Annotated in this window: 19 protein-coding genes; 10 read left to right on the forward strand and 9 right to left on the reverse strand. The window is 45.1% G+C overall.

The annotated features are described in order from the left end of the window. Nucleotides 1–130: 130 nt before the first annotated feature. Both B5D54_RS07960 and B5D54_RS07965 read right to left on the reverse strand, forming a co-directional pair. A complete protein-coding gene (locus B5D54_RS07960; RefSeq protein ID WP_078926148.1) occupies nucleotides 131–1390 on the reverse strand; it encodes an inorganic phosphate transporter in 1260 nt (419 codons plus the stop codon). Nucleotides 1391–1533: 143 nt separating this feature from the next. Beyond that, nucleotides 1534–2214: a TIGR00153 family protein gene (locus tag B5D54_RS07965; protein ID WP_078926014.1), complete on the reverse strand. Its 681-nt coding sequence runs from the start codon at nucleotides 2212–2214 to the stop codon at nucleotides 1534–1536. Between the two features lie 205 nt (nucleotides 2215–2419). Between B5D54_RS07965 and B5D54_RS07970 the strand changes: the two genes are divergently transcribed. The 4 genes from B5D54_RS07970 (at nucleotide 2420) to hldE (ending at nucleotide 10115) form a co-directional block, all read left to right on the forward strand. Then, nucleotides 2420–3937: a CYTH and CHAD domain-containing protein gene (locus B5D54_RS07970; RefSeq protein ID WP_078926015.1), complete on the forward strand. Its 1518-nt coding sequence runs from the start codon at nucleotides 2420–2422 to the stop codon at nucleotides 3935–3937. Between the two features lie 460 nt (nucleotides 3938–4397). Then, nucleotides 4398–5654: a methyl-accepting chemotaxis protein gene (locus B5D54_RS07975; RefSeq protein ID WP_078926016.1), complete on the forward strand. Its 1257-nt coding sequence runs from the start codon at nucleotides 4398–4400 to the stop codon at nucleotides 5652–5654. Between the two features lie 119 nt (nucleotides 5655–5773). Further along, a complete protein-coding gene (gene glnE / locus B5D54_RS07980; protein WP_078926017.1) occupies nucleotides 5774–8620 on the forward strand; it encodes a bifunctional [glutamate--ammonia ligase]-adenylyl-L-tyrosine phosphorylase/[glutamate--ammonia-ligase] adenylyltransferase in 2847 nt (948 codons plus the stop codon). Between the two features lie 64 nt (nucleotides 8621–8684). After that, complete coding sequence (gene hldE, locus B5D54_RS07985; protein WP_078926018.1) at nucleotides 8685–10115, forward strand: bifunctional D-glycero-beta-D-manno-heptose-7-phosphate kinase/D-glycero-beta-D-manno-heptose 1-phosphate adenylyltransferase HldE; 1431 nt, start codon at nucleotides 8685–8687, stop codon at nucleotides 10113–10115. Nucleotides 10116–10255: 140 nt separating this feature from the next. Here hldE and tolC read toward each other — a convergent pair whose 3' ends face one another. After that, nucleotides 10256–11572: an outer membrane channel protein TolC gene (gene tolC, locus B5D54_RS07990; RefSeq protein ID WP_078926019.1), complete on the reverse strand. Its 1317-nt coding sequence runs from the start codon at nucleotides 11570–11572 to the stop codon at nucleotides 10256–10258. Nucleotides 11573–11891: 319 nt separating this feature from the next. Here tolC and nudF point away from each other — a divergent pair, with 319 nt between their 5' ends. The 6 genes from nudF (at nucleotide 11892) to parC (ending at nucleotide 18791) form a co-directional block, all read left to right on the forward strand. Continuing rightward, nucleotides 11892–12527 (forward strand): ADP-ribose diphosphatase, encoded by a 636-nt coding sequence (nudF, locus tag B5D54_RS08000; protein ID WP_078926021.1) that lies wholly within the window; start codon nucleotides 11892–11894, stop codon nucleotides 12525–12527. 1 nt (nucleotide 12528) lies between these two features. Continuing rightward, a complete protein-coding gene (locus B5D54_RS08005; protein WP_078926022.1) occupies nucleotides 12529–12984 on the forward strand; it encodes a DUF1249 family protein in 456 nt (151 codons plus the stop codon). 10 nt (nucleotides 12985–12994) lie between these two features. Beyond that, on the forward strand, nucleotides 12995–13816 hold the full coding sequence (cpdA, locus tag B5D54_RS08010; protein WP_078926023.1) for a 3',5'-cyclic-AMP phosphodiesterase: 822 nt from the start codon (nucleotides 12995–12997) through the stop codon (nucleotides 13814–13816). A gap of 4 nt (nucleotides 13817–13820) precedes the next feature. Beyond that, nucleotides 13821–14408 carry an esterase YqiA gene (gene yqiA / locus B5D54_RS08015; RefSeq protein WP_078926024.1) on the forward strand — a complete coding sequence of 196 codons (588 nt, stop codon included), beginning with the start codon at nucleotides 13821–13823 and terminating at the stop codon, nucleotides 14406–14408. Between the two features lie 216 nt (nucleotides 14409–14624). Continuing rightward, complete coding sequence (gene parE, locus B5D54_RS08020) at nucleotides 14625–16517, forward strand: DNA topoisomerase IV subunit B (RefSeq protein ID WP_078926025.1); 1893 nt, start codon at nucleotides 14625–14627, stop codon at nucleotides 16515–16517. Then, a complete protein-coding gene (gene parC / locus B5D54_RS08025) occupies nucleotides 16518–18791 on the forward strand; it encodes a DNA topoisomerase IV subunit A (protein WP_078926026.1) in 2274 nt (757 codons plus the stop codon). A 64-nt stretch (nucleotides 18792–18855) separates the two neighbouring features. Here the strand turns inward: parC and yacG are convergent, their stop codons facing one another. The 6 genes from yacG to pilB are packed head-to-tail and all read right to left on the reverse strand — an operon-like array spanning nucleotide 18856 to nucleotide 24339. Further along, nucleotides 18856–19053 carry a DNA gyrase inhibitor YacG gene (gene yacG, locus B5D54_RS08030; protein ID WP_078926027.1) on the reverse strand — a complete coding sequence of 66 codons (198 nt, stop codon included), beginning with the start codon at nucleotides 19051–19053 and terminating at the stop codon, nucleotides 18856–18858. Between the two features lie 57 nt (nucleotides 19054–19110). Continuing rightward, complete coding sequence (gene zapD / locus B5D54_RS08035) at nucleotides 19111–19851, reverse strand: cell division protein ZapD (protein WP_078926028.1); 741 nt, start codon at nucleotides 19849–19851, stop codon at nucleotides 19111–19113. Nucleotides 19852–19876: 25 nt separating this feature from the next. Then, a complete protein-coding gene (gene coaE, locus B5D54_RS08040; RefSeq protein ID WP_078926029.1) occupies nucleotides 19877–20491 on the reverse strand; it encodes a dephospho-CoA kinase in 615 nt (204 codons plus the stop codon). 5 nt (nucleotides 20492–20496) lie between these two features. Further along, nucleotides 20497–21363, reverse strand: a complete 867-nt coding sequence (locus B5D54_RS08045; RefSeq protein WP_078926030.1) for a prepilin peptidase — start codon at nucleotides 21361–21363, stop codon at nucleotides 20497–20499. A 40-nt stretch (nucleotides 21364–21403) separates the two neighbouring features. After that, the gene (locus B5D54_RS08050; RefSeq protein ID WP_078926031.1) at nucleotides 21404–22630 is read right to left on the reverse strand and encodes a type II secretion system F family protein; all 1227 of its coding nucleotides are present in this window, start codon (nucleotides 22628–22630) and stop codon (nucleotides 21404–21406) included. 20 nt (nucleotides 22631–22650) lie between these two features. Then, entirely contained in the window at nucleotides 22651–24339 is a 1689-nt protein-coding gene (pilB, locus tag B5D54_RS08055) for a type IV-A pilus assembly ATPase PilB (RefSeq protein ID WP_078926032.1), read from the reverse strand. Between the last annotated feature and the right edge of the window lie 2 nt (nucleotides 24340–24341).

The raw sequence follows: 24341 nt of genomic DNA on the forward strand, positions 1-24341 counted from the left end.
CTTTAAGGTTTGTTTGGCAGATAGTAAAAACTTTCCGAACTTGGTGCAACCAAGAAGGGAGGCAAAGCCTCCCTTTCTGTGCGTTTGAGTCAATAATGACAAACGACTGACAGTTTTTTTACGTGATGGATTAACCAAACACGGCTTGAATAACATAAAAGAAAATGACGGCCAGTAAGGCTCCTGCTGGCAAAGTCACAATCCATGATGCAACGATATTACGTACCACGCCTAAATTCAGTGCAGCAATACCACGAGCAAAACCTACCCCTAATACTGCGCCGACTAAGGTTTGGGTAGTTGAAATAGGTAAGCCAGTGCCTGAGGCTAACACAACGGTTGATGCCGTTGCCAACTGAGCAGCAAAGCCTCGGCTTGGGGTCAATTCAGTAATGCCAGTACCTACGGTAGCCATTACTTTGTGGCCTAACGTAGCAAGGCCGACTACGATACCGATGCCACCGAGTGGCAGAATCCACCAAGCGATTGCACTTTTCCCTGCCACTTGTCCAAGATGTTCAACAGTAGAAACAACAGCCGCTAAAGGACCAATCGCATTCGCCACATCGTTTGAACCGTGGGCAAACGCCATCGCACAGGCGGTGATCACCATTAATACCGAGAAAATACGCTCAACGCTGGAAAAACCGTGATTTTCTTCTGTATTGGAAAAGCGCTTATAGATATACAGATAGCCAACCAACATAACAATAGCGGATACGGCAATAGAGCAGAGCCAAGCCTCCGTACTATTTAGATGCAATCCAACATGTTTTAAGCCTTTTTTGATGGTCACTAAGGCGATCACCATCGTGGTGATAAACATATAGACAGGTACAAATCGTTTGGCATTGATGAGGGGAGTTTCAGTATCGAAGATAAGCCTTTGCGCACTAACAAAAATGGCGTAGGCCATTAAGCCGGAAATGAATGGCGTAATAATCCAACTGCCCACAATACCTTGCACCGAACTCCAATCTACGGCTTCAGTTCCCACTGACACAGAAGCAAATCCGATAATCGCACCGATAATGGAATGCGTTGTGGAAACGGGCCAGCCCATATAAGAGGCAAGCAGTAGCCAGGTTCCCGCTGCGAGCAGAGAAGACATCATGCCGTACACGAGCAATTCTGGTTGGTCAGTAAAGAGCGCGGGTTCGATAACGCCTCGACGGATGGTATCCGTCACTTCGCCACCGGCTAAATAGGCACCAGCAAATTCGAAAATCATCGCAATGATGATAGCTTGTTTGACGGTGAGGGCTTTTGAGCCTACGGATGTGCCCATCGCATTGGCGACATCATTTGCCCCAATACCAATGGCCATTAATAAACCGAAGATCGCTGCAACAATGATCAGGACTGTGCCGTAGTTCGCAAGGATATCCATCGTAATACCTAGTTGTTGATAACAAGCGGAGCAAAATCGCAGTACTTTTTCGGCACGAAAAATCCCATCAGCGAGAAATATAATCAACGCCTAAACTGTGATGGTACGATTAATACTCTTAGTTATTTGGTTAACTTTATGATTTAAGAGCGAGAAAGCATCACTTCAAGCCGAGCACCAACGCGCTGAGCCTGATCGGCGATACCACCAACCCATTCAAATATTTTGTATAAGAACATGACATCAATAGGATTCATTTTTGACTCCATGGCCATTAACTGTTGGCGAAGTCGAATTTGCATCGTATCGGTATCATCCTCGATCACATCCAGTTGATTGATCATTTCTGCCACCAAGGTGACTTCACGACCTTTAAATCCGGTTTCCAATAACTCGTCGAGTTCATTGATGACTTTCTGCGCCTGTTTCGCGGCATCAAGACAGCGATTCACATAAGCGATGAAGTTTTCTTGGAGAGGTTCAGGAATAGTAAGCTGACGACCATAAACACGGCCTGCGATATCTTTAGCAAGATTAGCAAGTTTGTCTTGTTGAGTGAGAAGCTCAAGCATGTCAGTTCGATCGACCGGCATAAACAAACCACGAGGGAGTTTTAGACGGATTTCACGTTTTAACACGTCGGCTTCTTTCTCTAAATGAGAAATTTGTGCGCGTATCTCTTCTGCTTTGTCCCAGTCACCTTGAGCGCAAACCTCAAAGAAATTCACTAAGTGAGAGCAGCATTCATTGACACACACAACGTGTCGTTGCAAAGGTTTAATCGGGGACTTTGCAAATAACCCCATGATGGTATTTACTGGCATGGTCATTCAACCTAATAGCTATAACCGAAAAAGAACATATACCATATTATGGCGAAATGTTGAGCGTTGGCTATAAAGGCGCGCATGTTAACCCATTAATTGGCGCATTAAAACTGTTTTAGATCATCAATCGGTCTATATTTCTTTCTTGCCCCACTGCCTTTTAGGCAATATCCTGTCGCTATCTGCTGCGAAAGGTATAAATATGGAAACCGAAATAGAACTGAAGTTTTTTGTTTCTCCAGATTTTTCAGAGATTTTACGCAATAAAATTTCTGAAACCAAAGTACTTCAGCACAGTTGTCGAGAATTAGGAAATACCTACTTTGATACTGCTGATAATTGGTTACGTCAACACGATATTGGATTGCGAATTCGTCGTTTTGATGAGGTATATGTACAAACCGTCAAAACGGCGGGGCGAGTCGTCGCTGGTTTACATCAGCGTCCTGAATATAATGCAGAGCATTGTAGTAATGAACCCGAACTCTCCCTTCATCCCACCGATATCTGGCCTGAAGGACGAGAGGTGGCAGAGCTACAAGCGCAACTCTTGCCTTTATTTGCCACGAATTTTACCCGTGAACAGTGGTTGGTGGGGATGGCGGACGGTAGTCAGATAGAAGTCGCATTTGACCAAGGTGTGGTTGAAGCGGAAGAAAATCAAGCCCCGATTTGTGAAGTGGAACTTGAGTTGAAATCAGGTCAAACCGACGCTCTGTTTGTTCTGGCTCGTCATTTAAGTGACCAAGGTGGAATGCGTTTAGGTAACTTGAGTAAAGCTGCGCGAGGCTATCGCTTAGCCGCGAATTATTCGGGAGATGACGTTCAACCGTTGGAGCTAGTCAATACGCAAAGTGATGATAGCGTTGAGTCCTGTTTTATTCGTTCTTTAGAGCACGCCTTGTCTCATTGGCATTATCATGAGCAAATTTATATCGAACGTGACTCCATTGCGGCCTTACATGAAATTAGCCATGCGATTAGCTTCATTCGTCAATTATTGACCGTTTATGGTGGCATTGTTCCACGCCGAGCGAGTGCAATTTTACGGCAAGAGCTGAAATGGCTTGACGGTGAGCTAGCTTGGCTGAAACATTACGATTATCTGGATGATTTGCTCAAAGATAAAGGTTATGTGCTGCGTAAGTTAGAAGCCCGAAAATTTTTGGTTGCAGAGTTAAAGCAACGACAAGAGTCGCTACCTCAACGAGAAGAATCTCTCAAGCTACTTCATTCAGCGCGCTATACAGGACTATTGCTGGATCTCAGCCGCTGGATTTTAACCCGAGGGTGGCAGCCATTTTTGGATGAAAAAGCACGCGAACGAATGGCCAGAAATATTCGAGGCTTTTCTGTTAAGCAGCTTGAACGAGCTTGGGCTGAGCTGATGGATGTCTTTCCTCCCGAGCAGAGATTATCTAGCCAAGAATATATTGATCAGCAGTATCGTTTGACGCGTAGCCTGTATACTGGCATTGGTTTTGCCCGTTTATACGATGCGGAAAAGCGGTTAGCTTTTCGAATGCCGTGGGCTGATTTACTGCATGGTATTGATGACCTTCTCACACTCAAAACATTAGAGAAATTGCTTGATACATTGCAAGAAGAAGATCAAGACGCCGTTAATCGCTGGTTAATTCGGCAAGAGAATTCTCTTCTCCATGCGATGGAGCAAACTCGAGCGATTGGTGTTGAAAACCCACCTTATTGGCGTGAGTAATTGACCAAAATGAAAATGGAGGATGAGAAAGCCTCTCCTCCACTTTTTCGTTCCCCTCTACGATTGATATGACGCTTATTCTCCGGTTACCTGCCTCTTAGTTTTTGCTACCCACTTTTCTAAAAACCCACGTTATTGACATAAAATCTCGACCTAGATCACACTTGGTGTCATCTCTTCGGCAAAGGGCTTGAGAGTTTCCATACTCAGTCGATAGAGAAAGAGATCGAGGAATGATTTTGTCTCTCGCCTTTTCTTTGAATTTCGAGCCAGAGTAGACAATCCGCTTGAGATCACAAATCACACCATCAATGATCAAATAAGCGAGATTCCGCTCATCGATGGTGGCTTGTTTTTGATATTATTATTTTCATACGAGGCTCGAAATAATTCATGGTACTTATCATCTTTTCGGTGAAAGGCATGAAAATAGACATTTAAACGGAGTGGAGAACAGACAATGGCGAGGATAGCATTTAAACCGTGGGAACGGGTTATCACAGATATACGTCTGATACCAAAGATGGTTATGCTGATGATATTCAGTACCTTATTGGTGATAGCTAAACAGTTATGGGATGCCAGCCTGTTCTATGACTCTTTATTAGCCGCAACTCAAAATATTGAGGTGGCTCAGCATCATTATGATACTTATCTTGTACAAGTGGTTTGGCAAACGGGCCTATTGATCGTGGTCTTTGTTGCCTTGCTTATGTTTGCAGCTCGAGTCATGCTTCGCCAAACTCAATTTTTGAGTGAATCAATAAAGCAGATGGCTCAGAGAGATTTGTCTGAGCCGATTGTGATGGAATGTAAAGATGAGTACGGAGATGTGGCTCGGGAGCTTGAAATCACTCGCCATCAACTACAAGAATTGATCAAAGTGCAGATCAACACCTCACAAGAGCTGACCGCTTTGACGGAGGTGATGACCATTAGCATGTCGGAAACCAAAGATTCTGCTCAAGAAGAGTTTAATGAAATTGATCAGTTGGCGACCGCGATGAGTGAGATGTCGTCTACGGTACAAACCGTTGCTGAACATGCACAAAATGCTTCGTCATTGACAGAAAGTGCTTCACAGCAAGCGAAGACAGGGCAACAGTTTGTTCAAAAGACCATCAGTAAAATTGGGCAGCTTTCCAAAGATATTACAGCCTCTGCTTCAGCCGTTAACCAAGTCGAAGAGCGTGTTGTCGCTATTGGTAGTGTGGTTGGAACCATTCAAGGCATTTCAGAGCAAACCAATTTGCTTGCTCTGAATGCTGCCATTGAAGCGGCTCGAGCGGGAGAGGCTGGTCGTGGCTTTGCTGTTGTCGCCGATGAAGTACGAAATCTGGCACAACGCACTCAATCAGCGACAGTCGAAATCCAAGAAATGATTTCTCAATTGCAAAGCAGTGCCAATTCTGCGGTCGATTTGATGGAAAAGAGTGTGGTAGAAGCCGCAGATGGTGTTGAACTCGTAACGAATGCGGGCGGTGAACTTGACGGTATTGTTAGACAAGTTCAGCATATCAATGACATGAACTTCCAAATTGCGACCGCTGCAGAGCAGCAAAGTAGTGTTGCAGAAGAGATGAACCAAAACTTAACTAACGTACGAGAACTGGTTGAAGCTTCAGTTACGGTGGTGAGTGAACTGCTTGAAACCTCTGAAATCATGCAACGTAATGCAGAAGAACTGGACAGTAAAATCACCGTGTTTAAGGTGTGATCTTTCCCTTCTGTTCGTTAATTAACACGCTCACTTTCTTCAGTGGGCGTTTTTATTTTTATCGGACTGGGATAAAGTGATCGCCTTGGGTTTTCCCAGTAAGCAGACAAGGATGAACCATGCCATTACCCCAACCGCTAGCCGATCAGGCTGAACGATACTATCAGCAGCTTCTTACTCAGCATTCCGTTATCGAAACCTGGCCTCTGCCGTTGCTCAATACACTACGCACTTTGCTTGGCTTGAGTCCTTTTATTGCAGAGACGCTGCTACGCGATGAAGTGTTATGCCAAGAGTTGCCTCTTCGGCTTCAGGAAAAGCAACGGCGCTCGGCTTACCGGCAGCAATTAAATCAATTACTTGCGTTGTGTGGGGATGATGTTTGTGGCCAGCGTATTTTGCGCTTGTTCCGTAATCGAGAAATGGTCTACATCGCTTGGCGTGATTTTTTATCAGATTGGTCATTAGAAGAGAGCCTCGCTCACCTGTCAGAGCTGGCCGAAGCGCTTATTTTTGAAACCTATCAATGGCAATACGCACAATGTTGTCAAGAGTGGGGAACGCCTTGTAATGCTCAGGGGCAAGCTCAACCCATGCTGATTATTGGCATGGGAAAATTAGGGGGGGGAGAGTTAAATTTTTCCTCCGATATTGATTTAATCTTTACCTATCCGGAGAACGGCCAAACTCAAGGGGCGCGACGTTCAATTGATAACGCTCAGTTTTTTACCCGCCTAGGCCAACGTATTATCAAAATGCTCGATCAGCAGACATTAGATGGTTTTTGTTACCGCGTCGATATGCGTTTACGTCCCTTTGGAGAGAGTGGCCCCTTGGTGATGAGTTATGCCGCACTTGAGGATTATTACCAAGAGCAAGGGCGTGATTGGGAACGCTATGCCATGGTCAAAGCTCGGGTTATGGGAAGTGAAATGTACGAACAGTATCAAGAGCTGCGTCAAATGTTACGCCCTTTTGTGTTTCGTCGTTATATCGATTTTAGTGCTATTCAGTCACTACGCCGGATGAAGTCGATGATACGCAGTGAAGTCCGTCGGCGAGGGTTAAGTAACAATATCAAGTTAGGAGCGGGAGGCATTCGAGAAGTCGAATTTATCGCACAAGTTTTTCAATTGATCCGTGGAGGAAGAGAACCCAGTTTGCGCTATCGTGGCCTGCTGGAAACCTTACAAGCGATTGGTGAGTTGGAATTACTGACCCCAGAGCAAATCGAGCAATTGACGAGTGCTTATCGCTTTTTGCGTCGACTAGAAAATTTACTGCAAGCGATAGAAGATAAACAAACTCAAACGTTACCGGATAAAACCGATGATCAACTGCGGCTGGCCTATGCAATGGGGTATTGTTCTTGGGATGCCTTAACCGAGCAAATTCAGCAGGAAATGGCAGGTGTTCATCAGATCTTTATTGCACTTATTGGTGAAGAGGAGGAGGAAGACGATCTGCTGATTGCTCCGCATTTTCATGAGCTTTGGGACATGGCCCACAAACCCGAGGTGGTGGTACATATCGTTGAGCACGATTTAGCGCTTCCTGATGTTGAGACGGTGGCGAACACCTGTATTCATTTTAAGCAGGATTTGGCTAAAAAAACCATTGGCCCAAGAGGGCGAGAAGTGCTGAACCGTTTGATGCCCAAAGTTTATCAGGTGATTTTTTCTCATCCAGACGCTCAGTTTGGCTTAGCCAGAGTGCTCTCTTTACTCAATCGCATTGCGACGCGTACTACCTATTTGGAACTATTGGATGAATATCCAGCGGCACTGAATCAACTGGTTCGTCTGTGTACTGCCAGCCCGATGATTTCAGAGCAGTTATCGCGTTATCCTATTTTGTTAGATGAGCTGATTGATCCGCAACAGCTATATCACCCGATTGCGCTAGACAGTTATAAAACCGAGTTGCGTGATTTTCTGGCTCGGATTCCTGAAGAAGACATGGAGCAGCAAATGGAAGCGCTGCGCCAGTTTAAGCAAATTTGTATTTTAAAAATTGCCGCGGCAGACATTGCAGGTGTATTGCCAGTCATGAAGGTCAGTGATCACCTGACTTATTTAGCCGAAGCAATTGTCGAAGCCGTGATTCATCAGGCGTGGTTACAAGTCAGTGTTAAATATGGCGAACCCGATCATCTTACGGAGCGAGATGGCAAAGGATTTGCGGTGATAGGTTACGGTAAAGTAGGTGGCTGGGAATTAGGCTACAACTCCGATTTGGATATTGTTTTTGTGCATGATTGCCCCGTTTCTTCTATGACTGATGGGGAAAAATCGATTGATGGTCGCCAATTTTATCTACGTCTCGCACAGCGTGTGATTCACCTGTTCTCAACGCGTACCACTTCTGGCATTTTATATGAAGTGGACACTCGGTTACGCCCTTCGGGTGTTTCAGGGTTACTGGTTTCCCCCATCGATGCGTTTGCCACTTACCAGAAAGAAGAAGCGTGGACATGGGAGCACCAAGCCTTAGTACGAGCCCGTATGATTTATGGTGATGCAGTTTTATTGAACAATTTTGAGCAACTGAGACAGACCATTTTATCGTTACCGAGAGATCAAGAAACACTGAAACAACAAGTGATTGAAATGCGTCAAAAGATGCGTCAGCACTTAGGCAGTAAAAAAGCGGGCCGCTTTATGCTCAAACAAGATGAAGGGGGTATCGCAGATATTGAGTTTTTAGCACAATACTGGGTGTTACTCTATAGCCACCAGTTACCGAAGTTAACTCGCTGGTCTGACAATGTCCGAATTTTTGAATCATTGATTAAACTGGGCGTATTGGATGAATCTTCTGCAATGGCACTCACTCATGCATATACCCGTATGCGTGACCAGATCCATCATCGTAATTTGCTTAACTTAGAGGCGGATGTTGATGAAGGAAAGTTTATTGATGAACGGAAAATTGTGACACAAATTTGGCATAAGTGGTTGGGGTGAAATCTTTAGCGACTCAAAGCCCTGTGCTACACTGCGCGACGAAATTAATAGTGGAGATTCCATAATGAAACCGATCCTACCTGACTATAACAAAGCGGGCGTGTTGATCATCGGTGATGTCATGCTTGATCGTTATTGGCATGGCCCAACGGGGCGTATTTCACCAGAAGCTCCGGTTCCCGTCGTCAAAGTTGAGCATAATGAAGAACGTCCAGGTGGGGCCGCTAACGTTGCTATGAATATTGCCTCTTTGGGGGGGAAGGCTACCATCATTGGTTTAACTGGTATGGATGAACCTGCTCAAGTCTTGGAAGAAAAACTCACCTCATTAAATGTAGCGTGTGATTTTGTCGCATTGGCAGATTATCCGACGATCACAAAATTACGCGTATTGAGCCGAGGCCAGCAGTTAATTCGCTTGGATTTTGAAGAAAAATTTGAACAAAACGACGCCAAACAAATGTTATCTCGGATGGAAGATGCTTTACCTCGTGTGAACGCGGTCATTTTATCTGACTACGCAAAAGGGGCTTTAGAGCATGTACAGGTGCTGATTCAACGAGCACGTGCTGCTCATTTACCTGTTTTTATCGATCCTAAAGGGGCGGATTTTGAACGCTACCGAGGTGCAACACTGCTCACTCCTAATATGGCAGAATTTGAGCAAGTGGTTGGTAAAGTCAAATCAGAACAAGATTTGGTTGAGAAAGGGTTAGCCTTGATCGAACAGTTTGATTTCGAGGCCTTGTTGATCACTCGAAGTGAACATGGCATGACCTTGCTGCGTCGAGGTATGGAACCGTTCAATCTACCGACCCAAGCCAAAGAAGTGTTCGATGTGACTGGGGCTGGCGATACGGTCATTTCCGTATTAGCTGCCTCGGTTGCTGCTGGAAAATCCTTAGATGATGCCTGTGCATTAGCCAATGCAGCGGCTGGTGTTGTGGTGGGGAAACTTGGCACTTCAACGGTTTCTACGATTGAGCTGGTCGAAGCGATTCATGGCAGTAAAGATTCTGAATTTGGCATTATCAGTGAGCAAGCCTTGATCGAAGCTGTCAAAAAAGCCAAAGCTCGTGGTGAAAAAGTGGTGATGACCAATGGCTGTTTCGACATTTTACATGCTGGCCATGTTTCTTATTTAAATCATGCCGCTGAGCTTGGTGACCGACTGATTGTTGCTGTGAATACGGATGATTCTGTAAAACGTTTAAAAGGACCGGGACGTCCGGTTAACCCAACGGATCGTCGTATGGCGGTTCTTGCTGGGTTAGGAGCGGTGGATTGGGTGGTTCCGTTCGCAGAAGATACGCCACAACGCCTTATTGGTGAAGTATTGCCGAGCTTATTAGTCAAAGGGGGGGATTATCAACCTGAAGATATTGCTGGTGGTGCGGAAGTGATTGCGGCTGGGGGCGAAGTGAAAGTATTGAACTTTGAAGATGGCTGCTCAACCACAGAAATTATTCAAGCTATTCGAGGCGGAAAAGGCTAACCAACGGATCCATTTTCATCAATCAACCACTCGGTTTCCCTAAACGGTGCGATGTTCGAAAACATATGCAGTAGGGGGCCCTCAGTAGATGAATAAAGGGCTCAAATGAGCCCTTTATGATTTTATACTGGTTTTATAGGCTATTTTTTTGCCGCTTTTAACCCAGAATTAATATCCAGAACATCTTGCTCATTTAATGCACCAATGGCTTGGCGTAATTGCAATACATTAAGAATGTAGTCGTAACGTGCAGAAGAGAGATTACGGTTTGCGTCGTAGAGACGGCGAGTGGCATCCAATACATCCACAATCGTACGAGTACCCACTTCAAAGCCGGCTTCTGTAGCTTCTAAGGCCGAGCGAGCAGAAATGACAGTTTGCTCATAAGCGCGTAGAGCTCCAATGGAGGCATTGATATTATTATTGTAAGCGCGAACATTTTTCACAACGGTTCGAAACGACGCTTCCAAATCCTGACTAGCCGCAACGTAAGTATATTCTGCTTGTTTAGTTAGCGAGGTCACATTACCACCCGTATAGAGTGGAACACTTAAGTTTAGCCCAATGGCAAAATCATTGTAATCGTGGCCACTGTAGCTATATACCCCACTACTGCTGTTAGATTCTCGACCATAATTATATCCCCCATCTAAAGTTAACGAAGGTAAATGGCCTGAACTGGCTAAAGCAATATTATCTTTAGCAATGTCTTGTGCAATACGGGAAGAGAGCAAGGATAAGTTTTGCTGTTGTGCTCGCTCGATTAACGCTTCCATCGATTCCGTACTACGGCTGGCAGAGAAGCGTTTTGTGTCAAGAATATGGAGATTAGCATAGTCTTGCCCAGTGATTTCACGTAAAGATTCATAGCTATTGATCAGCGTATTTTCAGCCAGAACTTCATCGGCTAATACACTATCATATTGTGCTTGGGCATCATGTACGTCGGTAATCGCCGATAGTCCAACTTCAAAACGTTGTTTGGTTTGTTCGAGCTGACGAGCCACGGCCGCTTTTTCAGCTCGGACAAATTCTAGGTTATCTTGTGCACTTAAGACTTCAAAGTAAGCTTGGGAGACCCGAAGAATCAAATTCTGTTGAATAACCGCATATTCTGCATCGGCTTGACGAGCTTGTTTCTCTGCGGTATCTAAAGTGACCCAACTGGAACGGTTATACAGTTCTTGTGAAAAGCTAATGCCAGCACTTAGGCGATCACTTTCTCGAGAGTCTTCGTCACTGCGGGTTAGGTTATAGCCAGCCGTTAAATTAATTTGTGGTAAAAGAGAGCTTCGGCTGGAAGTAATCGCTTCAAAGGCGGCATCACGACGAGCGGCAGCACTGAGCAGTTGAGGATCATTCTCTTTTGCTTGGTCATAAATTTGTGCAAGATCATCGGCCCATGCGCTCACGCTACCAAGGGTTGCACTTACTAATAAAGGAAGCAGTTTTTTCATCGGTCCTATTCCTGCCTATATATGAAAGGAGTTACTTTGACAGAGTGTAACTCAAATTGCTGGTATTTCATGCGAAAGTTTGCACTTTTTTACACTTAATTATCCATCTGTGCAATATAATTATTTGCTCTGGTTGGGCTTGAAATTCGGGAAAATAGTCAGATAGCGGATTCAGCCAATCTATCTCGTTCCTTGTTTTTATTCTCCCAAGCCTATAATTTAAAAATAAATACAATTTTTGTATAAAAAGTTGAGCAATGTCGTTGGCAGAGGGAAAACTTCCTGAGTAAACTATAAGATTCACCAACAAGGAGCGCTCATGCAACCGTTAGATCCATTGAAAAGTCCGTTTACGACGGATGATATTGATATCGTCTCAAAACAGACACTGTTTCAAGGTTTTTTCCGCATGGTGAAATACCGCTTTAAACACCGTCTGTTTCAAGGTGGATGGAGCGAACCGATTGAGCGAGAAATGTTTGAACGTGGACATGCTGCTGCGATGTTACCTTATGATCCTCTACGTGATGAGGTGGTGATCATCGAACAAATTCGAGTTGGGGCATTAGAGCATGCTCAACCTTGGCAGTTAGAGATTGTGGCTGGCATTATCGAACTTGGCGAATCTGCACCAGATGTCGTTCGTCGAGAAGCGCAAGAAGAGGCCGGATTAGCGGTAGGGCGTTTAGAGAAAATTACCACTTATTATCCTTCGGCTGGAGGATGCTCTGAAAAATTGGATGTTTATGTCGGAGAAGTGGATGCGACACTCGCGGGGGGCGTGCATGGTTTGGCTGTGGAAGGGGAAGACATCAAAGTTCATGTTATGAATCGTTCTGATGCTTATCAGTTGGTGAAAGAGGGCAGGATTGAAAATGGAGCCTCTATTATTGCTTTGCAGTGGTTAGAGCTAAATTATCAGCAGTTAGCCTCGCAATGGCAGAGTGGCGTTTAGTATGTCGGTGTTAATGGCGTCTAAGCCGTATCATGTTGATCTTGCTGAATTGATGCGCACTTATGAAACCAACTATGCAAAGTTGAATGCTCTGATCCCTCGCCAACCGAATATCGGTGATGTACGTTGTTATCAAGCGGCTCACTTAACCTATCAACTTCAGGTGCTAGAGGTCACAAAGTACACAACTTTGGTGGAGATTTGTCAAAGCGATGATATTTCGATATTTCCATTACCGACAATGTCTGTCAGGCTATATCACGATGCTCGGGTCGCTGAAGTTTGTGCCAGTGAACAACTTGGTCGAGTGGATGCTCGCTATGACTATCCCAACGACAAAATGGTACAAAAAGATGAGAAAGCTCAAGTGAATCGCTTTTTAGGTGATTGGCTCACCTTTTGTTTAAAAAGAGGGATAAGTCGAACTCCCATGAATATTAATCATCAACAGCATTAGGTTTATCGCTTTGAACGTGTCGCCCAGTTTAGACCCATCAGAGAATATCAAGCTTGTCCAAATTACGGATACGCATCTGTTTGCGCCTGATGATGGTTGTTTACTCAGTGTTAATACCGCAGACAGCTTTCGTGCTATTGTCCAAGCGATTAATGAACAGCAAATGCCATTTGATGCCATTCTTGCGACGGGAGATATTTCACAAGATCACAGTGCAGAATCCTATCAGCGCTTCGCTTCAGGGATCCGTGAATTGCAAAAGCCGTGCTTCTGGTTACCGGGCAACCACGATTATAAACCCAATATGGGCAGTGTAATGCCATCGGAGCAAATTCATGCGCTAGAGCATGTTTTGTTAGGGGAACACTGGCAGATGGTTTTACTCGATTCTCAGGTCGTTGGCGTTCCTCATGGCCGTTTAAGTGATTACCAACTCACCTTATTGGATGAAAAACTCACTCAATACCCTGATCGCTTTACACTGGTATTACTGCATCACCATCCTTTATTGGTTGGTAGTGCTTGGCTTGATCAGCACACCTTAAAAGATAGTGATGCGTTTTGGAATGTCGTCAGCCAACACCAAAATGTCCGAGCGGTGCTGTGCGGTCATGTGCACCAGAATATGGATCGAGAGCATCAAGGCGTAAGAGTGATGGCAACGCCATCGACTTGTGTTCAATTTAAGCCCAATTCAGATGATTTTGCGCTTGATCTCTGCTCTCCGGGGTGGCGTGAATTAGAGCTCCATCATAATGGTCAAGTGACGACGCAAGTCAAACGGCTAATGAAAGGGGCGTTTGTGCCGGATTTTACCTCTACTGGATATTAAGGCTATGTCATCACTACCTTCACTACTGCTCTACATTCATGGATTTAACAGTTCCCCACAATCACATAAAGCGCAAGTGATGCAACAATATTGTGCTGAGTATCGACCTGATATCAAAGTTGTGGTGCCTAAATTACCTCATTTTCCTAAACAAGCGGCTGATTTGTTATCGAGTATAGTCACAAGCTACCAAGATCAATATCGTATCGGGCTGGTCGGTAGTTCATTAGGTGGCTACTTAGCAACGTGGTTGAATGCTCAGTTCTCTTTTCCCGCAGTATTGGTCAACCCAGCCGTGAAACCTTATGAGCTGCTTGCTGATTTTCTTGGTGAACAACAAAATCCTTATACTGGTGAACACTATGTGCTAGATCATTCGCACATTGAAGAGTTAATGGCACTGGATATCCCTGAGATTCAAAACCCTGATCACTTTTGGTTACTACAACAAATGGGGGATGAAGTGTTAGACTATCGCCAAGCGGTAGAAAAGTATCACTACGCCCGACAAACGGTGGAACCCAATGGTGATCATAGTTTTGTCGATTTTGAGCGTTATCCTCAGCAAATTATCCAATTCTTAAATCTTTGAGGATGTCTTGAGGGAAGAGTCATAAATTTATCCCTTGCTAACGGATGTCACTTGACATCTCAAGGGCTCTTCCTGAGTATGTTTCTCTTGTTCTTTCTTCGCTTATAGCTCTATATCACGGGGTGTTGTGCATTTTTAGTGACAATTTTCTTGTAGATAGAGCATAAACGCGTAGTAAAGTAACCCCATTATTTTTCGATAAAAGCATTCCGTATTATGACAGAACAATATAATGCTGGAGCCATTGAAGTTTTAAATGGCTTAGAACCAGTACGTCGCCGACCTGGGATGTATACGGATACCACGCGCCCTAACCACTTAGGGCAAGAAGTTATCGACAACAGTGTCGATGAAGCGTTGGCCGGATATGCCACTAAGGTTCAGGTGATTCTTCATGCCGATCAATCATTAGAAGTTATTGATGATGGGCGTGGTATGCCCGTTGATATTCATCCAGAAGAGAAAGTCTCTGGTGTGGAGTTGATCTTATGTAAATTGCATGCTGGTGGTAAGTTTTCTAATAAGAACTACCAATTTTCCGGTGGCCTACATGGGGTGGGTATTTCGGTTGTTAACGCCTTATCCAAACGTATTGAAGTCACCGTTCGCCGTGATGGGCAGGTCTATGACATTGCCTTTGAACACGGTGACAAAGTTTCCGATCTTACGGTGACCGGAACTTGTGGTCGGCGTAATCGAGGAACTTCTGTACATTTTTGGCCTGAAGCGCGTTACTTTGACTCCGCCAACTTCTCCGTTTCTCGCTTAATCAATAATTTACGCGCTAAAGCGGTTTTATGCCCAGGGTTAGAAGTCACCTTTACCGATAAGGTGAACGATAAAGAGTACCGCTGGCTCTATGAAGATGGTTTAAAAGACTATTTGGCGGAGGGCGTTAAAGGCTATACCTTATTGCCCGAAGAGCCGTTTACTGGTGAATTAAAAACAGACATTGAAGCGGCCAACTGGGCCGTTATTTGGCTTCCTGAAGGGGGCGATTTAATTACCGAAAGTTATGTTAACTTGATTCCAACGCCTCAGGGGGGGACGCATGTTAACGGATTACGCCAAGGCTTGCTGGATGCGATGCGGGAATTTTGTGAGTTTCGTAATCTACTGCCGCGTGGTGTTAAATTAACCGGTGAAGATGTGTTTGATCGCTGTGCTTATGTTTTATCGATCAAAATGCAAGACCCTCAATTTGCTGGGCAAACTAAAGAGCGGCTCTCTTCTCGTCAAACAGCTTCCTTTGTTTCTAGCGTGGTAAAAGACGCGTTTAGCTTGTGGCTCAATGAAAAACCTCAACTGGCTGAATTATTGGCTGAAACTTGCATTGCGAATGCTCATCGCCGTATGCGAGCCAGTAAAAAAGTCGTGCGGAAAAAAGTCGCTTCAGGCCCAGCGTTACCGGGAAAATTAACCGACTGTTCGCAGCAAGATCTTAGCCGAACTGAACTTTTCTTAGTGGAAGGGGATTCCGCCGGCGGCAGTGCGAAACAGGCGCGTAACCGTGAGTTTCAGGCCATTATGCCCCTACGCGGTAAGATCTTAAACACGTGGGAAGTGTCCGCAGATCAAGTGTTAGCTTCACAAGAAGTACATGACATCTCGGTTGCTTTGGGCATTGATCCCGACAGTGATGATCTTGAGGCGTTGCGCTATGGCAAAGTCTGTATCTTAGCGGATGCAGACTCCGATGGATTGCATATTGCCACACTGCTGTGTGCCTTGTTTACTCGCCATTTCCGCGCCTTAGTTCGTGCAGGTCATGTCTATGTAGCCATGCCTCCACTTTATCGTATCGACTGTGGTAAAGAAGTGCATTATGCCTTGGATGACAGTGAAAAAGACGCCATTCTTGAGCGTTTAAGTCAGAAAAAAGCTAAGATCAACGTCCAGCGCTTTAAAGGTCTAGGGGAAATGAACCCGCTCCAATTACGGGAAACTACCATGGATCCAAACACACGTCGTTTGGTGCAATTAACCATTGATGATGATAAAGAAACTGACGAAATGATGGATATGTTGCTGGGTAAAAAACGCGCCGATGATCGTCGCAGTTGGCTACAACGCAACGGTGATATGGCCGATATGGCAGAGGTACAATAAATGTCGACAGAAATTAATTTTGACGGCGTCGAACAACTGCCACTGCGTAAGTTTACTGAAGACGCTTATCTGAATTACTCCATGTATGTCATCATGGACCGAGCCCTGCCTTACATTGGTGATGGGCTAAAACCGGTTCAACGACGTATTATTTATGCGATGTCTGAGCTGGGGCTTTCAGCCGCAGCGAAATACAAGAAATCGGCTCGTACGGTTGGTGATGTATTGGGTAAATACCACCCACATGGTGATTCCGCCTGTTATGAAGCCATGGTATTGATGGCCCAGCCTTTCTCCTATCGTTACCCTCTGGTTGATGGACAAGGTAACTGGGGGGCTCCGGATGATCCTAAATCTTTCGCCGCTATGCGTTATACCGAAGCAAAGTTATCGAAATTTGCTGAGATCTTACTGGGTGAATTAGGGCAAGGAACCGTTGAGTGGCAGCCTAACTTCGATGGCACGATGAAAGAGCCCAAAATGCTACCAGCACGTCTGCCACACATCCTACTCAATGGGGTAACAGGGATTGCGGTGGGAATGGCTACCGATATACCGCCACATAACGTGCGGGAAGTGGTTGATGCAACGATTCATTTAATCGAGCATCCTGATGCATCTTTACCTGACTTGATGCAATACATCAAGGGGCCTGATTTTCCAACGGAAGCGGAGATCATCACGCCTCAGGTTGAGTTAGAGAAAATGTACAAAACCGGGCGTGGTAGCGTAAAAATGCGTGCGGTATGGCATAAAGAAGGGGCTGATATCGTCATTTCCGCTTTGCCTCATCAAGTGTCAGGCGCAAAATTATTGGAACAGATTGCCAACCAGATGCGGGCGAAAAAGCTGCCGATGGTGGAAGATTTGCGCGACGAATCGGATCATGAAAACCCCACGCGTATCGTGATCGTACCTCGTTCCAATCGGGTAGATTGCGATACCTTGATGAACCACTTATTTGCTTCGACGGATCTTGAGAAAAGTTATCGAGTTAACCTGAATATGATCGGCCTTGATAACCGACCTCAAGTAAAAGGATTAACACAAATTCTTTCTGAGTGGGTTGAGTATCGTCGTGCGACCGTGCGTTCTCGCTTGCAATTCCGTCTGGATAAGGTACTGGCACGCTTACATATTTTACAAGGTTTATTAATCGCTTATCTCAACATTGATGAAGTGATTGAAATTATCCGCCGTGAAGATGAACCCAAACCGGTGTTAATGCAACGTTTTGGAATTAGCGACATTCAAGCTGATGCTATTCTTGATACCAAGTTGCGTCACTTAGCTAAACTAGAAGAAGTGAAAATCCGTGCGGAACAAGAGGAACTAGAGAAAGAGCGCAAAAAGTTAGAAGAACTGCTTGGCTCCGAGCGTCGCTTAAATACCTTACTGAAAAAAGAGCTCAAAGCGGATGCCGAGAAATATGGCGATGATCGCCGTTCTCCTATCGTGGAGCGAGCAGAGGCTAAAGCATTAACCGAACGTGACTTGATGCCAAGTGAAGCCATCACCGTTGTCTTATCTGAAAAAGGTTGGATCCGCCATGCGAAAGGTCATGACGTTGATTGTCAGAGCTTGAGTTATAAGGCGGGAGATAACTACTTAGCCCATGCTTGTGGTAAAAGTAACCTGCCTGTAGTGCTACTGGGTAGCGATGGACGTAGTTACTCCCTTGAGTCCCATAGCTTGCCATCTGCCCGAGGGCAAGGCGAACCCATCACGGGACGGTTAAACATTACCGAAGGCAGTTCCATTCGCCAAGTGATCATGGGGGAAGAAGAACAGCTATGGCTGGTTGGTTCTGATGCCGGATACGGTTTTGTCTGTAAAGGGGCAGATTTGCTTTCGAAAAACCGCAGTGGTAAAGCCTTAGTGAATTTACCTGAAAATTCAGAGATTTTAGCACCGCAAGCGGTGAACGATTTGGATCATGACGAGATCTTAGCGATCACCAACCAAGGGCGTATGCTGCTCTTCCCGATTAAAGATCTACCACAATTGAGTAAAGGCAAAGGGAATAAGATCATCAATATTCCAAGTGCCAAAGCGAAGGCTCGGGAAGAGGTGGTTTCTCACTTAATGGCGTTACCTGCGGGCGTGTCCATTACTCTCTATGCAGGAAAACGTAAGTTGGGCTTAAAACCGACAGATTTAGATAACTTCCGTGGTGAACGTGGTCGTCGGGGAAGTTTACTTCCACGAGGGCTACAAAGAGTCACGAGTATCGATATTGAAGCTGACCCAAGCCAAGAATCGAGTAAAGAATAAATCTGTATTAACGAACAATAATAAAGCCCCATTTCGGGGCTTTATTATTGTAAACAGGAATAAACTAGAGATGTTCTTCTGACCAGCCATCGCTGTCAGACATATCAGGGGCTCCGGGAATCGCATTTTCTTCATCAGCCCAAGTACCAAAATCAATCATTTGACACTGCTTGCTGCAAAACGGGCGGTAAGGGCTTTGCTCTCCCCATTCTACCGACACACCGCATTGTGGGCATTTTACCACTGTCAGCTTCTTAGACATGGGATTCTCCTCTGGGTAAAAACCGACATTTTGCAAGATTAACGGTATTTTGCAAGGTTAACTACATATCGCCAGATCGAAAGGAACCGTTTGGTTACTGGCTTGACCGGAGTGAAAATCGATAAATTTAATGGCAAAGCGGTTTTTATGCCCAGAAATCATTGGGTAGACCCCATATTCCAGAGGTATTGATAAACGAAGAATATTCGCCCCTTCAGCATCACTTTGATAAAAACCAGATTGAGCTATATGAGGTCTAAACTGACCTGTTTCTCGGGTCAGTTTGAGCCACAATTTCAGTGCATCCGCCAGTGGTTGGAGAATGGACATCCACTGTTTGGCATCTTGGATTTTCTGTTCGATGGAGAGGTGGAGCCAGTAGTGTAGGGCTGGGAGGTCAAAGCAGCAAGATCCGCCGGGTAAGTTAAATCGCTGTCGGATGGTACTCAGAAAGCGGTCTTCTTTCAGTGATTGCCCAAACCGTTCCCCCGCCAGTAAATTACGGTGCACTTCGTCAATCTCAGCTAATAAAGTCATGAGCATTTCTTGATCGACACCTTCAATGCCTTGCCATTGGCGGTAAGCTAGGCGTTGTTTTTCAATATCTTTGGCCAATTCACTTTTGAGCTGCATTTGATCGAAAATATCAAGTAGGTCAAAAAGGGCGCGAAACAGCAATTGATGCTGGAGTTTGTCCGCTAATTGGCATGCTTGCTCCATTTGATTGAGCAACGCTTCTACCCGCAAATAAATGCGAGTTTTTTCATTGAGCGGATGTTCAAACTTATGTGTAATCATGAAACTAGCCTTGGTGTATTTGAGGCTATTCTGACCGATTTGTACTACTTATGGCTAGATACTTTTTATGCAATTTCGTGATTTGTGGCAAAAGTCTCTGGTTTTGTGAACTATTTTCAATGACATCATCAGCAAAAGCGAGCCGCTCTGCTCGGCTTGCCTGAGCAGATAAGATAGCGAGTACTTGTTCTTTACTCACCTTATCTCTGGCCTGAGTTCGTTCAATCTGAGTTTGCTCATCCACATCAATCACCAAAATACGATCAACCATCGACTGTAATTGGTTTTCAATCAGTAGAGGCACGACTAATAGCGCATAAGGAGACGTTACCTTGTGTAATTCTTCACTCATTTTTTGATTAATGAGAGGGTGTAAAAGCTGGTTTAGCCAGTTTTTCTCCGTCGCATCGGTAAAAATACGCTCTCGTAACGCGGTGCGATTTAAGCTGCCATCACGATGTAAGATGTCTGGGCCGAAATGCTCCACAATCGCGGTAAGCCCTTTGGTTCCTTGGGCAACCACGTCTCGGGCGATGATGTCGGCATCGACGATATCAATCGAAAAGTGTTGTTGAAACAAGTTTGCGACAGTGGTTTTTCCGCTTGCAATGCCTCCCGTAAGGCCGACGATCAAAGGCATAAAGGTTATCCTACTAATGAGTGTAAATACCAAGTAATGAGCTTATCACCCCATAGCATGGCTAACCATCCCGCCATGGCGAGGTAAGGCCCAAAAGGAAAGGCTTTATCTATGCCTCGTTTTTGTAGGCGTAATTGAACGATACCAAAGATAAGGCCAACAAAAGAGGAGAGCAGGATAATCAGCGGGAGCAATTGCCAGCCGAACCATGCACCTAGCGCCGCCAAGAGTTTAAAATCCCCATACCCCATGCCTTCTTTGCCGGTTAAGCCTTTAAATAGCCAGTAGATAGACCAAAGACAGAGATAACCCGTGATGGCACCGATCACCGAATCTGTCAGTGATAGGGGGCTGATACCAAGTAATGCCAAGCTGATTCCCACCCACATTAAAGGTAATGTCAATTGATCGGGTAATAACATGCAATCAAAATCAATAAAGGTCGCGGCGATTAATACATAGGTAAAAAACAGTAAGGCGAGGCTATAGTCGCTAAGGCCAAAGTGAGAAGCGACCACCCAACTGCTAAGTGCGGTGAGCAGTTCTACTAAAGGGTAGCGAGCGCTGATTGGAGCTTGGCAGTGTGCGCATTGCCCTTTTAGCCATAGCCAACTGAGTAGCGGGACATTATCTCGGATCCTGAGCGGAGTTTGGCAGTGAGGACAGGTCGAGCGAGGTGTACTTAGCGTTAACTTTCCTTTGGGGGGGGAGATACCATATTCAGGAAAAGAGTCGGCACACTCTTTACGCCATTCTCGCTCCATGATTTTAGGTAAACGATAGATGACCACATTGAGAAAACTGCCAATCATTAAACCAAACAGGGTCGCTAAGGCCGGAAATAACCAAGGGTAATAATAGAAAATATCCATTTAGGCGCTCGAAATCGCAGGATCAGGGAAAGGTCGTATATTAACCTAATACACTCATTAAGTTAAAGATGGGAAGATACATCGCCACCACTAATCCTCCTACCACCACTCCTAGGAAGACGATAATCAACGGCTCTAGGATTTTTCCTAAATTATCCACGGTATTATCCACTTCAAATTCGTAAATGGTCGCAATTTTATTCAACATATCATCCAGTTTTCCCGACTCTTCTCCAATCATGACCATTTGTAGCACCATTTCGGGAAAGGCTTCTGTATTGCGCATGGCAATGTACATTGGCATTCCCGATGCGGTATCTCGGTGTACTTGATCAATCGCGGTTTCAAAATGCACATTACCCGCAGTTTTGGCGGTGGTTTTTAAACTGGCAAGAATAGGGATACCCGCCGCAAAGCTGGTCGCAAGGGTACGGCTAAACTTGGCAATGGCAGCTTTTGCTAAGACACCGCCAATAATCGGAGATTTTAAGCCTAAGCGGCTGGTTTTAAGGCGGACTTGAAAGGATTTTTTACGAGCAGTTTTCAGGGCCAGAAACAAGCTGCTGATCAGCAATATAGCCCCTAAACTATAAGCTTGCGCAGCATGGGAGAGTTTAAGAACTTGTTGGGTAAACCAAGGTAGCTCTGCGCCAAAACCTTGGAACATACTTTCAAATTCAGGAATCACCATGGTTAGCATCAAGTAGGAAACGCCCAACGCAACTAAAATAACCATACTCGGATAGATAAGCGCTTTGACGACTTTAGCGCGCAACTGTTCACTTTTTTCTCGGTAGGTAGCAAGGCGTTCAAAGACCTCGGCTAAATTTCCAGATTGCTCCCCTGTTTGAATCAAGTCGACATAAAGGGGATCAAAGTGACTACTGGCGGTACGCATTGCTTTTGATATCGGAGTGCCGGCTTCGACACTTTTAGTAATTTGAGCCAAAATCGATTTCATTTCTGCTTTACGGTGATTATCTCCGACCAATTTGAGTGCTTGAACAATGGGAACCCCCGTGGTTAACATGGTCGATAATTGGCGGGTAAGTAGGGTGATATCTTTCGCTTTGACTCGGTGAGTTAAGCGGGTGAGGAGTGAAACACCCCCTTTTTTTATTTTCTTGATCTGAATATGCTGCTCTTTGAGTTTATCGCGTACTTCCAGTTCACTGAGTGCGAGTAACTGCCCAGCCACTTTTTTCCCAGAACTATTGATGCCTTTCCAACGGTAATTTTTCAGTTCATAAACTTTAGATGAATGCATAACAGATTAATTCCAATCAGTTAGAAATAGAGTACACGCTGTAATTCTTGAATACTGGTGATGCCGATTTTGAGTTTTTCTATGCCAGATTGCTGCAAAGTTTGCATGCCATTGGTTTGAGCGATGGCTTCAATTTGAGTAATGGAAGCTTTTTGCATAATGGCTTCAGCCAGTTGAGGCTCAAAGGCCATCACTTCATAAATACCGACTCGTCCACTGTAACCATTGGTGCATTCGTTACAGCCATTCGAATGGGCTTGGTAAATGGTTTGATCGGCGTCTAACGCAAACTGTTGTTGCTCGGTTAAGCTTGGAAAATAGGCTTCTTTGCAGTGTGGACATAACCGTCTGGCTAAGCGCTGAGCAATGATTAAACTGAGTGAAGAGGCGAGGTTAAAGGGTTCTATGCCCATATTGGCTAAGCGAATGACGGTTTCTGCGGCTGAGTTGGTGTGTAACGTTGACAGAACCAAGTGTCCTGTTTGAGCGGCTTTGACTGCGATTTCTGCGGTTTCTAAATCGCGGATTTCACCAACCATGACAATATCAGGGTCTTGACGCAAAAATGAGCGTAGCGCTTGGGCAAAGCCAAAGCCAATTTTGGGTTGAACTTGGACTTGATTAATGCCAGGAAGGTTGATCTCCACCGGATCTTCTGCGGTAGAGATATTAACATCTTCAGTATTAAGAATGCTTAAGCCTGTATAAAGTGAAACCGTTTTGCCACTTCCTGTTGGCCCCGTCATCAGGATCATCCCTTGCGGCTGTTTCAACGCGTTTAGGTAAAGCTGTTTTTGTGTATCGTTATAACCTAACTTATCAATGTCTAAACTTGCGCTACTGCTATCGAGTAAGCGCAGGACAATTTTCTCTCCCCATAATGTAGGAAGGGTTGAAACTCGCATATCGATGGCGGTATCTGCATTTAAGCGCAGTTTTATTCGCCCGTCTTGTGGGAGCCGGCGTTCAGCAATATCCAGTTTAGAGAGAATTTTTATCCGTGCAGCGAGCCGTCGTCCTAAGTGGCTTGCGGGCTGCTGGATCTGCACCAGAATTCCGTCACAGCGTAGGCGAATGCGGTATTGCTGTTCGTAAGGCTCAAAGTGTATGTCGGAGGCCCCTTTACGGACGGCATCCAATAATATTTGGTTGATAAAGCGACTCACTGGAGAGTCATCTTGGCTGAGATCTTCAACGGATTGCTTTTCATCATCCGAGATCTGTACCAAATCAGCCAGTTCATCTTGACTGATCTCTTTACCTTGCGCCGTAGCATGGTTGATTGTTCGACCATACAATCTACGAATGGCCGCTTGTAAGGCTTTATAGTCCGCCAGTACTAGTTCAATTTGTAGCCCGGTGGCAAAGCGAAATTCATCTTCAATTTGTAGATGTGTGGGGTCGGATACGGCTAAGGTCAGTACCTGTCCGTTCCGCTGTAATGGTAAGGCTTGGTATTGTGTTATTAGTTCTCGCAAACCCAGCTGTTGACACAATGAAGCGTAGTCAAAGCGAGTTACATCGGTTTCGGGCAGACCAAATATTTGGCTTAGGTGTTCGGTTAAATCATGGTGGTGAAAAATATCCAGAGCCAATAAAGCTTCCGGTACACTGGCACCGGAAGTTTGGATATGGTCGACCACGGCTTGCTCTTGCGCCAAACTCATAAGTTGAGCTTGTCGCAAGATAGCAATAAGGTTGGTAAGCATGG

The sequence above is a fragment of the Vibrio cincinnatiensis DSM 19608 genome, from assembly GCF_900167345.1.
Lineage (GTDB): Bacteria > Pseudomonadota > Gammaproteobacteria > Enterobacterales > Vibrionaceae > Vibrio > Vibrio cincinnatiensis.

Excerpts from the sequence above, each read along its gene's own strand:
- B5D54_RS07970 (WP_078926015.1), top strand. The coding sequence starts at position 2,420 with ATGGAAACCGAAATAGAACTGAAGTTTTTTGTTTCTCCAGATTTTTCA.
- B5D54_RS08050 (WP_078926031.1), bottom strand. The coding sequence starts at position 22,630 with ATGCATTCATCTAAAGTTTATGAACTGAAAAATTACCGTTGGAAAGGC.
- pilB (WP_078926032.1), bottom strand. The coding sequence starts at position 24,339 with ATGCTTACCAACCTTATTGCTATCTTGCGACAAGCTCAACTTATGAGT.
- B5D54_RS07960 (WP_078926148.1), bottom strand. The coding sequence starts at position 1,390 with ATGGATATCCTTGCGAACTACGGCACAGTCCTGATCATTGTTGCAGCG.
- B5D54_RS08005 (WP_078926022.1), top strand. The coding sequence starts at position 12,529 with ATGTCGGTGTTAATGGCGTCTAAGCCGTATCATGTTGATCTTGCTGAA.
- glnE (WP_078926017.1), top strand. The coding sequence starts at position 5,774 with ATGCCATTACCCCAACCGCTAGCCGATCAGGCTGAACGATACTATCAG.
- yqiA (WP_078926024.1), top strand. The coding sequence starts at position 13,821 with ATGTCATCACTACCTTCACTACTGCTCTACATTCATGGATTTAACAGT.
- zapD (WP_078926028.1), bottom strand. The coding sequence starts at position 19,851 with ATGATTACACATAAGTTTGAACATCCGCTCAATGAAAAAACTCGCATT.
- parC (WP_078926026.1), top strand. The coding sequence starts at position 16,518 with ATGTCGACAGAAATTAATTTTGACGGCGTCGAACAACTGCCACTGCGT.
- tolC (WP_078926019.1), bottom strand. The coding sequence starts at position 11,572 with ATGAAAAAACTGCTTCCTTTATTAGTAAGTGCAACCCTTGGTAGCGTG.
- B5D54_RS07975 (WP_078926016.1), top strand. The coding sequence starts at position 4,398 with ATGGCGAGGATAGCATTTAAACCGTGGGAACGGGTTATCACAGATATA.
- yacG (WP_078926027.1), bottom strand. The coding sequence starts at position 19,053 with ATGTCTAAGAAGCTGACAGTGGTAAAATGCCCACAATGCGGTGTGTCG.
- parE (WP_078926025.1), top strand. The coding sequence starts at position 14,625 with ATGACAGAACAATATAATGCTGGAGCCATTGAAGTTTTAAATGGCTTA.
- hldE (WP_078926018.1), top strand. The coding sequence starts at position 8,685 with ATGAAACCGATCCTACCTGACTATAACAAAGCGGGCGTGTTGATCATC.
- B5D54_RS08045 (WP_078926030.1), bottom strand. The coding sequence starts at position 21,363 with ATGGATATTTTCTATTATTACCCTTGGTTATTTCCGGCCTTAGCGACC.
- nudF (WP_078926021.1), top strand. The coding sequence starts at position 11,892 with ATGCAACCGTTAGATCCATTGAAAAGTCCGTTTACGACGGATGATATT.
- B5D54_RS07965 (WP_078926014.1), bottom strand. The coding sequence starts at position 2,214 with ATGCCAGTAAATACCATCATGGGGTTATTTGCAAAGTCCCCGATTAAA.
- coaE (WP_078926029.1), bottom strand. The coding sequence starts at position 20,491 with ATGCCTTTGATCGTCGGCCTTACGGGAGGCATTGCAAGCGGAAAAACC.